Source organism: Lysobacter brunescens, from assembly GCF_042677005.1.
GTDB classification, from domain to species: domain Bacteria; phylum Pseudomonadota; class Gammaproteobacteria; order Xanthomonadales; family Xanthomonadaceae; genus Lysobacter_I; species Lysobacter_I brunescens.
On sequence record NZ_JBHTIF010000026.1, the window covers coordinates 1 to 689 of the forward strand.

Sequence of the window (689 nt, forward strand, 5' to 3'; positions counted from 1 at the left end):
CCCTGCTCGACGAGGATCTCGCGCTGGGCCTCGGTCTCGATGCCTTCGGCGATCGTGTCGATGCCCAGGGTCAGGGCCATCGCCAGGATCGCGCGGACCAGCGCCAGGCTCTCGGTCCGGGTCTCGCCCTCCAGTCCCGAGACGAAGCTGCGGTCGATCTTCAGGCCCTGGATCGGGAAGCGGTGCAGGTACGACAGCGCGGAGAAGCCGGTGCCGAAGTCGTCGAGCAGGGCCTCGATGCCGTGGCCGCGCAGGTCGCGCAGCACCTTGAGGGCCCGGCTCGCGTCCTCGATCAGCGCCACCTCGGTGATCTCGATGCGCAGCCGGCGCGGGTCCTGACCGGCCTCGTCGAGCATGCGCAGCAGGCGATCGGAGAAGTTGTCGGACAGGAAATGCCGTGGCGACACGTTGATCGAGACGTAATCCTTCGGGTACTCGCCCATCGATGCGACGACGTGGCCGTACATCAGCCAGTCGACCTGTTCGATCAGCGCGCTGTCCTCGCCGACGCCGATGAATTCTGCGGGCGTGAGCAGGCCGCGCTGCTCGTGGTTCCAGCGCACCAAAGCTTCGTAGCCGACCTGCTGGCGGTCGGCGAGCCGCAGGATCGGCTGGAAATGCGGCTCGAAGGCGTCGTGCATGATCGCGCGGCGCAGGTCGGCTTCCAGATCGAGCAGGCGCATGGCCTC

Annotated in this window: 1 protein-coding gene; it reads right to left on the reverse strand. The window is 67.6% G+C overall.

Annotated elements, in window-relative coordinates; all coding sequences use genetic code 11:
- The coding region (locus ACFQ0E_RS19180) for an EAL domain-containing protein (protein WP_386826641.1) at nucleotides 1-689 on the reverse strand (689 nt) is incomplete at both ends.